We start from the raw sequence: 11189 nt of genomic DNA, 5'->3' as shown, positions 1-11189 counted from the left end.
TGACATGATAAATTAGTGGTTAGCTATATTTTTTACTTTGCAACAGAACCTGATAAAGGCTAAAGAAAAACATAAAGGTCATTAATATAAGAGCATCCTTCACTTTACTGTGAGGGATGCTCTTTTAGTTTATTTTTTTACTGATTACTCGCCATAAGCTCTGCTTGTTCTACAACTTGCTCTACAGCCATTTTTTGTAAATCTGGTGGATAGCCATATTTCTTAAGCAGTCGTCTAACAGCTACACGCATTTTAGCTTTTGCGCTATCACGTTTAGACCAATCAACACCCATATTTTCTTTCACTGTTTTAGTTAGCTCATGAGCAATCGCACGTAGTTCTTTGTCTTCCATCGCTTTTTTCGCTGTTTCATGTGAAACTAAAGCATCGTAAAACGCAATCTCATCTGAATTCAGACCTAATTCATTTCCTCGTTGTTGTTCTTGTTTGATATCTTTAGCGAGTTGAATAAGTTCTTCAATCACTTTAGATGTTTCAATGGAACGACTATTATATTTATTAATCGAGTTTCCTAACATTTCAGAGAAACGCTTAGATACTGTCGCGTTCGTTTTCATTAATGATTTGACTTGCCCTTTGAGTAATCGATTTAATAATTCTACTGCAACATTTTTTTGTTTCAATCCTTCGACATCTTTTAGGAAGTCATCTGATAGGATTGATAAATCGGGTTGTTCAAGACCTAGCGTTTGGTAAACATCAATGACATCTTCAGTCACAACAGATTGTGACACAAGTTGATTAATCTCTGCTTCAACTTCTGCAGGAGTTTTACGTGTTTTCTCTTCTTTTGGTGGTTGTAATAATTTAACAAGACCTGCTTTAACTGCTTTAAAGAAAGCAATTTCATCATTGAGTTCTTGGGCTGTTGGTTCAGTCGCACAAAGAGCAAAGGCTTTACCTAACTCTGTGACCGTTTTAATAAAACGTTGACGTTCATCTTCACCTAAACCAATCACATAATCCATCGTATTCGATATTGTATAATAACGTTCCGATTTTTTATTTGAATTAAATTTAGAATAATCAAGATTATATAACATATCTTGAATTACATCGTACTTCAATAACATCAATTCAACCGCTTTATCTGTATCTATCGCTGTTTGAGCTTGATCAGATTCTGTATATTCTTTAAGGGCCTCTTTTAAGCTTTCAGCAATACCCACATAGTCGACAATTAATCCACCTGGTTTATCTTTAAACACTCGATTGACACGAGCAATCGCTTGCATTAAATTATGACCTTTCATCGGTTTATCGATATACATGGTATGCATGGAAGGTACATCAAATCCTGTGAGCCACATATCTCGAACAATCACGAGTTGTAATTCATCATTCACATCTTTCATACGTTTTTCTAATAAATTACGACGTTTTTTAGGACCTATATGTCTTTGGAAAGAAGCAGGATCACTAGATGAACCTGTCATTACCACTTTAATAACCCCTTTATCATCATCATCTGAATGCCATTCCGGTTTTAGACGAATGATTTCATCATATAAATCAACAGCAATTCGACGACTCATGGTTACGATCATTCCTTTACCTTTCATCGCCTGTTGACGTGTTTCAAAATGTTGGATGATATCTTTGGCTAGAGCTTCTACACGTGGCTTTGCGCCTGCAAGTGCTTCAATTCGTGACCATTTTGATTTTAAACGCTGTTTTACATCCTCTTCTTGATCTTCAGTAATGTCATTATACGCTTCATCTAAATATAAACTTTGAGGTAGATTTAATGGAATTACACGACTTTCATAGTAAATTTTAACGGTACTTCCATCAGCTACGGCTTGTGTCATATCATAAACATCGATATAGTTCCCAAAGACCATTTGCGTATTTTTATCCGTTGAAGCTACGGGCGTGCCCGTAAATCCTACAAACGTCGCATTCGGTAAAGCATCTCTTAAATACTTCGCATAACCATATTTAATGCCTTCACCTTTATCATCGTATTTTGCATTAAAACCATATTGTGTACGATGCGCTTCATCTGCCATAACAATCACATTTTTACGTTCTGTTAGAGCAGCCATGGTCGTTTCGTTTTGTTCAGGTTCAAATTTTTGCATCGTTGTAAATATAATACCGCCCGATTCAACAGATAATAACGATTTTAATTCTTTACGTGTTTCAGCTTGTTTTGGCGTTTGTCTTAATAATCCTTTACCAGAACGTCCTTTTGATTTAACAAACGTACTGTATAGTTGGTTATCTAAATCATTACGATCCGTCACGACGACTAAAGTAGGGTTATTCAGCATTTGAATTAATTTTCCAGAGAAAAAGACCATAGTTAAACTTTTACCGGACCCTTGGGTATGCCAAATAACCCCGCCTTTACCATCACCTTGCCCAGATGAAGCTAATAAAGCTCTATCAACAGCTTTATTAACGGCATAGTATTGATGATACGCTGCCAGAATTTTACTGATATGTCCTTTACCATCATCTTGGAATAAGACAAAATATCGAATTAAATCAAGTAGTGTTTCAGGATTTAACATCCCATGAATCAGCACATCTAAACTAGCTAAACTTGAGGATGATTCAGTTTGGCCATCTTTGGAACGCCAAGTCATAAAACGATCATAGTTCGCAGTTAGTGAACCAGCTTTTGTATTAATACCATCACTTGTAATAAGCACTTCGTTAAATGTAAATAATTGAGGAATACGCATTTTATACGTTTCTAATTGATGATAACCGTCTTCGACGCCCACGGTTTCATTGGTTGAATTTTTAAGTTCAATCACAACGAGAGGCAAGCCATTGATAAAGAGGACAATATCGGGACGTTTTGTATAGTCTCCATTAACGACAGTGAATTGATTGACTGCTAAAAAATCATTGTTTTGTGGATGTTCAAAATCAACGATTTTAATAATTTCTACTACCGATTGTCCTTCATCATCATAGTCTTCGATTTCAATACCATTGATCAAATTTTCATGAAAGGTAAGGTTATTTTCTAAAAGATTGGGCGACTTCTCTAAAGTTAGTTCATGTATCGCTTTTTCAATAAAACGAGAATGAATGTCTGAGTTGATTTTTCTTAATGCTTTCTCTAAACGTTCATGAAGGACAACATCTTTATCACTTTTACGTTCTGGCGCTAGACCTGCCATACCAATCTCATTACCTTTTTTATAGTCGTAGCCTAGTGATTGTAGCCATTCTAATGCGACTTGTTCTAAATCATCTTCATTAAATTGAAAGTTCATCACTATTCACCTCAATATCATCAGGTATTTCTAGTTCTCCAGACATAAATTTAGGAAGAAGCGTATCTCGTAATTCAATTAGCTTTTTATTTTCTTTATTAAGTATTCTAATTTTTTGAAAATATGATTTTATAAAATTTTCGAATTTAATAATAGTTTCTTTATCTGCTATTACAAATTTAATGCTATTTAGATTTTTTTTATTAAGCTTTGGTTGTACAGCTCCAGTTATATAAGGAGCTACATTAGTATTCTTTAAATAAAGCATCAATAATTCATCTGAAATAAGCTTTCCTTTTAAAATATGTGCATGATTACTTACCCAAAATTTACCCCACACGTATTGAATAAAAGGATTACCTGCTTCTGTTTGAACAGTTCCATCTTCTCCAATTAATATATATTTCCCGTCAAAAATATAATTATCTACATAATCTATGATTTTTGTTGCTCCATAATATGGGTATATTGATTCTCTTTTTTCTCTTTCAAGTTTTGATAATGGCTTTCTAATAGAATTAAAGCTTTCTGCTGTTTCTTTTACAGTTTTGATAGACCAATTTTTAGGTATCTCCCCTAATTCACTATCAATCATTTCTCCTCCACTAGATTTATAAGGGGCGCCATTTCTATCTGGGAATTCAAAATCTATAAACCAACGTTTAAACAATGTTTGTGATAGTTCCTCTAGGTTTGCTATCATTTTGTAGTTTAATTGAATTTTATTTTCTATATTTTGTAATATTGTAGATACTCTATTTTGATATTTTAGAGCAGGTAATTTAACTTTAAAGTTCCTAATAGTCTTCAAAGATACATTTTTAATAGTTGTTCCTGTAGCGTATTGTTGTATATAATTCTGAAATTCTCTAGATTTTAGTAAAAAATAAATATAATTTTTATCTGCAGTATCATTTAAGTTTATATAACATGCACTTTTTCCAAGTACTATATTTTCGTTATTAAATTTAGCTATCTTACCAATAGTTCCATTTATAGAAACTAATAAGGTTCTTTTTGATAAATCTTTTTTATATTTTTCAAATGTTTCTCTATTTACTGTTTTCGTCGTGTCTTTAATTACGATATTACCCTCTTCTAAATTATTTCCATTAACGAAATAAAAATCGCCTTTAGGATCGTAAGAAGGCGTCCCATGAAGACCATCACCTATTTTTGAAGCAAGGTCTTTTAATAGAATTTCTTTATACTCCATAACCTAATCCCTCCAATGATTTACGGATTTGGTCTTCAAGCTCTTTTGATTTTGCGAATTGTTCACTTAATTCAGAAGTAATACGTTCCATTTTTTGTTCAAATGGTTCTTCATCTTCTTTAACATCGGCTAAACCGACATAACGTCCAGGCGTTAAAATGTATTCATTGTTCTTAACTTCTTCTAAATTAGCTACTTTACAAAAACCAGCTATATCTTCATAGGATTTATCGTTTGTACCTTTCCAAGCATGATAAGTTTGTGCTACTTTCTGAATATCTTCATCTGAAAATTCTTTTAATGTTCTAGATACCATATGACCGATTTCACGAGCATCAATAAATAAAATTTCATTTTTACGTTCTTTTTTATCATTTTGACCTTTATTATTACTAATGAACCAAAGACAGACAGGTATTTGTGTTGAATAAAAAAGTTGACCTGGCAAGGTAACAATACATTCCACTAAATCTTGTTCAATTAGATTTTTACGAATTTCTAATTCATCTTTTCCACTTGTAGACATCGATCCATTGGCTAATACGAATCCTGCTATACCATTAGGTGCTAATTTGGAAACCATATGTTCAATCCATGCATAGTTAGCATTACCTTTTGGCGGAATACCAAATTGCCAACGGTAATCATCAAGTAATCGTTCTTGACCCCAATCACTTGCGTTAAAAGGGGGATTGGCTAATATATAATCTGCTTTTAATCCTTTATGTAAATCGTTATGGAATGTATCCGCATTTCGTTCACCTAAGTCATTATCAATACCACGGATAGCTAAGTTCATTTTTGCTAATTTCCAAGTCGTAGGGTTAGATTCTTGTCCGTAAATCGCAATATCGTCTAATCGACCTTGATGTTTCTCAACGAAGCGTTCACTTTGTACAAACATCCCACCTGAACCGCAACATGGATCGTAAATGCGTCCTTTATAAGGTTCAATCATCTCAACTAATAACTTTACAATTGATGATGGTGTATAGAACTCTCCGGCATTTTTACCTTCTGCACTTGCAAACTTAGCAATAAAGTACTCATACACTCGACCTAATACATCTTGTTTACGACTCTCTGTATCGCCAACTTTAAATGTAAATAAATCAATAATGTCGCCTAATTTTTCTTTATCTAACGCAGGTCGTGCGTATTCTTTTGGTAACACACCTTTTAATGATTCATTTTCATTTTCAATTGCAATCATGGCTTTATCAATCATTTGTCCAATTTCTGGTTTTTTCGCATTATCATTAATATATTGCCATCTTGCTTCTTTTGGAACCCAGAAAATGTTTTCTGCTAAATATTCATCTTGATCCTCTTCATCAGCATAAGGATCTTGCTTCAATTCTTCATACTTTTCTTCAAAAGAATCTGATACATATTTTAAAAAGATTAAACCTAATGCTACATTTTTATACTCAGCAGCATCCATACTTCCTCTCAATTTATCGGCAGCTTGCCATAACTTTTCTTCAAAACCTATAGTGGCCATTAATAACACCTCTTAAATTTAATGTTAAATCAACTATAGCAAAAAATAGAAGATGATTGTGTAGTATTTTATTAATATTTAATTTATCTAGACTATCAAAAAAATATAGATTATTATTATCTTAAATTAGTAAACAGGAGTGAATTAAAATGAATAAAAAATATAAATTAAAACGATACGATAAAAGATTTAGAGGTGTGTTACAAATGTGAAGATTCATATTCATACCTTTGTGAAGACTGTGGTTATTGAAGATACTGTTGCCATTGTTAATTGAAAAATTTTTTATGAATATTAGGTCAAAATTTTTCTGTATCAAAAGCACTATGATAAATAATAAATATTTATTGAAAACAAATAGAAAAAGGAGAGGTACCTCCTTTTAACTTTAAACAATATTTAATAATGGGAGAGAAAAATATTATGAAGGAATTTTTAATGATATTTTTTAATAAATATGAATTAAAAGCTATTATAGCTCCAGGAATGATAAGTATCATGTCTTTCTTTACTATCTTGATAATATATTTTCCTGATAGTTTAAATTTAGGTTCTAGTCTAATTGTAATAATTCTATTGATTTTTTATATCTATTTATTTTCAATCATAGCAAGAGAAAATGGTAAAATGGTTGAAAAAAAGTTGTTTTCTCAATCATCAAATGTTTATCCCACTACACAAATTTTAAGATATTCAGACGACACTTTAAATATAAAAACCAAAGAAAGGTATCACTCTTTTTTACAAGAAAACGTTCCTTGTATAGAACTTCCTAGCTACGAAGATGCTAGAGACAAAAAAGAGAATTATTTTGATGATGAGTACGACTCAGCAATTGATTGGTTATTAAAAAATACAAGAGAAGATTATATGACTGCTCAACATAATATGGAATATGGCTTCTATCGTAATTTATTAGGAATTAAATATATTGGTATTATAATTGTTTTAATATCTATAGTATTCAGTATTGTTGTTTTTATACTATCTCAAGAAAATGATACGATTCAACTAGTACTTTCTAGTATTATTAACGTGTTTTTTTTGTATTTTTGGATTTTTAAAGTTACTAAAACACAGACTAGAAAATCTGCAAAACGTTATGCTCAATCTTTATTAGCTAATTGTGATTTTAAAAGTTAATTGTATGTAGTTACACTTCCAATATATTTTAAATTATCATAAATTGTGGGAATTTTAGAGTCTTTTTCAAGATTTTTAGCCTCATAGTTTAAATTACTCACATATATATTGATAGTACCAGTTTGACAGTCAAATACTATATCGCCTGCTTTTCTTTGAGTAATTGTAGTATAATTACTATAATAGTATAAATCTTTTGAGTTAGCTTCTCCTACAACAATAAGCTTAGGGTTTAATTTATTTAAGATACTACTCGGTACTCTTCCACTTTTTCTAGAATGGTGAGGTGCAAATAATATATCCACTTTTTCCCAGTTAACTTCATTTTCGATTTTTTCCATAAAATCAGTAGTCAAGTCTCCCATCCACAAAGCAGTTACTCCTTTATCTAATTTATACTGAATGATAGGAGATATATCATTAAAACTGATTTTTTCTGCTGCTTTTTGTAATTCATTTTTAAAATACTCATTGTCTGTATCAGGCCATAATATATTAATACCGGAACTACCTCGTGATTCATCGCTAATATTCATCCATTTTCTTTGACTATCTTTATGTATGTAAAAAACTTTGTTAGAATCTCTCAATTTTTTATATTCTTCAAAACTTTGACTAAAATCATTTTTTTTAGCATTATTTTTTACGCAATAAAAATTAGTGATATTTAAATTTTTATTTAATAACTCAAGTCCATGAATGTGATCTTCATCTGGATGAGTAGATATAAATCTAACAATTTCTTTTGTAGAAGCTATCTCTAATATTTCTTTTATTATAATATCTTTTTTATCATTATATAAACAGCAATCTATAATAGAGAAATTATCTGTACCGTGTTTAATGTAAAACATATCACCATTTCCTACTGAATACGATTTAATTATACTCAAATTAGTAATCCTCCTTTAATTAATAACAAATTGTATTAAGTAATGTAATTATAAGCGTTTATTACTTAAAGTAAAAGAATTTATAATATTACTTAAAATGACGTAAAAATAATTTTTTAGTAAAACCACTAATAAGGGGACAGAAAGCTTATGAACACAAAAATACTCGAGATTGGCTTCTGTCCTTTAGATTTTACAATCGATTTATAGACCGAATAAAATTTAACTATTTTGTTTATTCAAATTCAGAAGAGCTATTCTCGTGTGATGTGACTGATCTTTCTAAACCGTATAGAAATTTTTCAGATTATTGTTAATAAGCAATCTCTCAAAAAATAAAAATTAAGGAAATTTATATTACTATTATCTAGGTACTAATTTTATCTTTTCTTTTAAATTAAAAAGGAAGAAAAAGTTAAATTTTTATTAAGTTTTACACACGATTAATTATTAGCGTGTTAAATGTAGTATACTGTTAATATAAGAAAAGTCATCATATTATTTGTCAAAAAAAGTGACATTCTATACAGTAGTGTGTCGTTAGTTGTCACATTTTTTGACAGCCAAAATAATAATTGAACCCTAATGGTTATGCTATTTAGTGAAGTATCGGGTCGATAACTACCCCGAAGAATAGGGGACGAGAACTTTTCGATGGTTGTAGAACAGAAGACCACCGTATAATAGAGGTACTTTTCGAGGATATAGACCGTTACACAAAAGACTTCTGGGAACAAGCACACGAACGTACTGGCATGATTCAACATGTACTAGAAAGCAACTGGATTCTTGTCAAACAAGGACAAGAAACAACACCAGAACAAGAACAATATTTTGACATGGCTGAAGAAGTGGAAGAGTTCTAAAACAGAAGAATCATTTGAAAAGGATTGATATAAATAATGATTAAGAAAAGACTTAAAGAAAACAAACAAGAGCAGTTATGCTATGACTTAGCTAACGCCCTAAACTTTGCAGGGGCTCGAGTAAACGAAACCAATATACATTGGGGAAACACTCGACCTATGGAAACCATATGGACTATGGACATAATTATCAAGCCTAATAACTATCATATAAAGTTATTTGATAAACGCCGAATACTAAGACAACACCCATACAAAGGGACACACGTAGCACACCTAAAAGGTGATGAGATTCATATTCATACTAATGTAAATAAATATAAGCAATACTTAATAATAAAGAATGGAACAATAATATATAATCATTAGGCTATGGCTATTAAGTCATAGCCTTTTTATTTGTGCAGGAACAGCAACACCACCTAATAAGCACATATAAAGCCCATACAAGCCAATTAATAGCTTTCTAAGGTTTTATATTATACTAATTAACCGTTAATGGCTCTTAAATGGTCTGTGAATGGCTTATATAGTCATTCTGAATCGACAACCACCCCGTAAAAGAGGGGGACGAGAACGGAGTAGTTTTTGTAGTGATTTGAATAGGAAATACGATCGATAACTGCCCCGAAGAACAGGGGACGAGAACGGGAAGAAACGAGCATCATAGAATTTTGATCCATATTTATTCGATAACCACCCCGGAGAACAGGGGACGAGAACCTCATCTTGATGATCCCAATTGGGTTGGTTAAAATGAAATCGATAACCCCTGTAGAATAGAGAATAAGTATTAAAAAATATATTTGGTTTGATAAAATATTCTGCAAAAAAGGGGAACAAAAAATCAAGATTTAAACTGTAATTCATTATCTTTGCAATTAATTGACATTCAATTTCAAAATAAGCAGAAACAAAAATAACTTTCATACAAATAATTTCTTTATGATTAAGTTGGAATTAGAAAATCAATACGAAATACGAATAACAGTGAATGGAACGTATATTATTAAAGGATTGGATGCAGTGTATTGCAATTCGAGAGTTGCTACTTAAGAAATTAAAAAGAAGAAAACCAAAAATAGGAATTAAATTTGAAATAAGATATAAAACAAATATTTTTGTCATAATTATTTTAGTAAGTGTTTTATTATTTAGTAGGATAGGAACACAGCAAACATAAGCGGTTGAAAGTAAAGTAACGCCTAATAATGCTACAAATATCAGAATTAGTGCTATGAAAGAACATGGTTATCATCTAGAAAGTGTAAATTTAAAAAATGAGTATAAAGAAGATTATTATGTGATTTTTCATTGTAATAAGTCTTAACATGGGAATGGAGCTGTTAAACTTTATAAAGATATTTTAGTAAAAACTGGCCCGGAGCTATAGCTGTGACTGACTATCAAGAATGAACTAAAGTAGGTTGTTGTCCATTAACAAAAAAACAATATTTAACATCATCTACTAATAGTGCGAATAATGGGGATTAAAAGTAAACAATTGACAATAATGAACCAACACAGAGTAATCAATTACAGAATTTAAGTATTATTCAAGCAAGTAATAACACTCAAATACAAGTTAAGAATAATACATTACCAGAAACAGATGAACAGTCTAGCTCCGATTTGGTTACAATAGTTGTTTCTGTATTATTTGCTGCACGATCATTATTAGTATTTAAAAAACTTTAAAATTTAAATAAAATTAATATTAAATAATAAAAATTTTCTAAAGTATTTGTTAAAAAAATAATAACTTTGAAAGTTTTTTAGCAAAATCACTGATAGGGAGAAGCATATCATAAGTGATGCGGTTTTTTTATCCACTTTTTTGTTTAATGAACGAGGTAACTACGAGATGATATTTGAAGAAAACAATAAAGTAGAGATGGATTTCTATATCCTCTTTAGTAGCGGTTTTTTTAAGGTTCATTAATAATTATATAAGCGGGTGGGATAGTTATGATCTTTGGATATCAAATTAATGAACGGTTAAAATTAAAGATATTAGAAGAACGAGAAGCAGGGCAGTTATTTAAATTAGTAGATAGTAACCGCAAATATCTAGCGGAATTTTTACCTTTTGTCGAACATACAAAGAGGGTGGAAGATAGTAAACACTTTATCCATTCAGCGTTACAACAATTTATCGATGGTAATGGATTTCATTGTGGAATATGGAGTGATAAAGAACTGATTGGTGTTATTGGATTACATTATTTAGACTTAGTTAATAAACGTACCTCGATTGGTTATTACTTAGCTGAAGGTTTCCAAAAGAAAGGCATCATGACTAGATGCACT

General features: G+C 30.9%; 6 protein-coding genes. 2 read left to right on the top strand and 4 right to left on the bottom strand.

Annotated features, from left to right (window positions below; genetic code table 11):
* Nucleotides 1-137 precede the first annotated feature (137 nt).
* Genes HMPREF2953_RS10955 through HMPREF2953_RS10945 form a run of 3 tightly spaced genes read right to left on the bottom strand, consistent with a single transcriptional unit; the run spans nt 138 to nt 5977 of the window.
* A complete protein-coding gene (locus HMPREF2953_RS10955) occupies nt 138-3257 on the bottom strand; it encodes a type I restriction endonuclease subunit R (RefSeq protein WP_070673415.1) in 3120 nt (1039 codons plus the stop codon).
* Nucleotides 3241-4473, bottom strand: a complete 1233-nt coding sequence (locus tag HMPREF2953_RS10950; protein ID WP_049436166.1) for a restriction endonuclease subunit S — start codon at nt 4471-4473, stop codon at nt 3241-3243. Before HMPREF2953_RS10950 ends, HMPREF2953_RS10955 begins: the two co-directional genes overlap by 17 nt.
* Nucleotides 4463-5977, bottom strand: a complete 1515-nt coding sequence (locus HMPREF2953_RS10945) for a class I SAM-dependent DNA methyltransferase (RefSeq protein WP_049436164.1) — start codon at nt 5975-5977, stop codon at nt 4463-4465. The genes HMPREF2953_RS10950 and HMPREF2953_RS10945 overlap by 11 nt, the downstream gene beginning before the upstream one ends.
* A 423-nt stretch (nt 5978-6400) precedes the next feature.
* Between HMPREF2953_RS10945 and HMPREF2953_RS10940 the strand changes: the two genes are divergently transcribed.
* A complete protein-coding gene (locus tag HMPREF2953_RS10940) occupies nt 6401-7120 on the top strand; it encodes a hypothetical protein (RefSeq protein WP_049436185.1) in 720 nt (239 codons plus the stop codon).
* Here the strand turns inward: HMPREF2953_RS10940 and HMPREF2953_RS10935 are convergent.
* Nucleotides 7117-8013 (bottom strand): ComEC/Rec2 family competence protein, encoded by an 897-nt coding sequence (locus HMPREF2953_RS10935; RefSeq protein ID WP_017175162.1) that lies wholly within the window; start codon nt 8011-8013, stop codon nt 7117-7119. The two genes, HMPREF2953_RS10940 and HMPREF2953_RS10935, sit on opposite strands and share 4 nt — an antisense overlap.
* Nucleotides 8014-10850: 2837 nt before the next feature.
* On the opposite strand from HMPREF2953_RS10935, the gene HMPREF2953_RS11770 reads away from it, so the two are divergent.
* A partial coding sequence (locus HMPREF2953_RS11770) for a GNAT family N-acetyltransferase (RefSeq protein ID WP_256263341.1) occupies nt 10851-11189 on the top strand: 339 nt, incomplete at its 3' end.

This window comes from Staphylococcus sp. HMSC072E01, assembly GCF_001814125.1.
GTDB classification, from domain to species: Bacteria; Bacillota; Bacilli; order Staphylococcales; family Staphylococcaceae; genus Staphylococcus; species Staphylococcus hominis.
The sequence above is the reverse complement of the archived record's forward strand: the minus strand, read 5'-3'. Positions and strand labels throughout refer to the sequence as shown.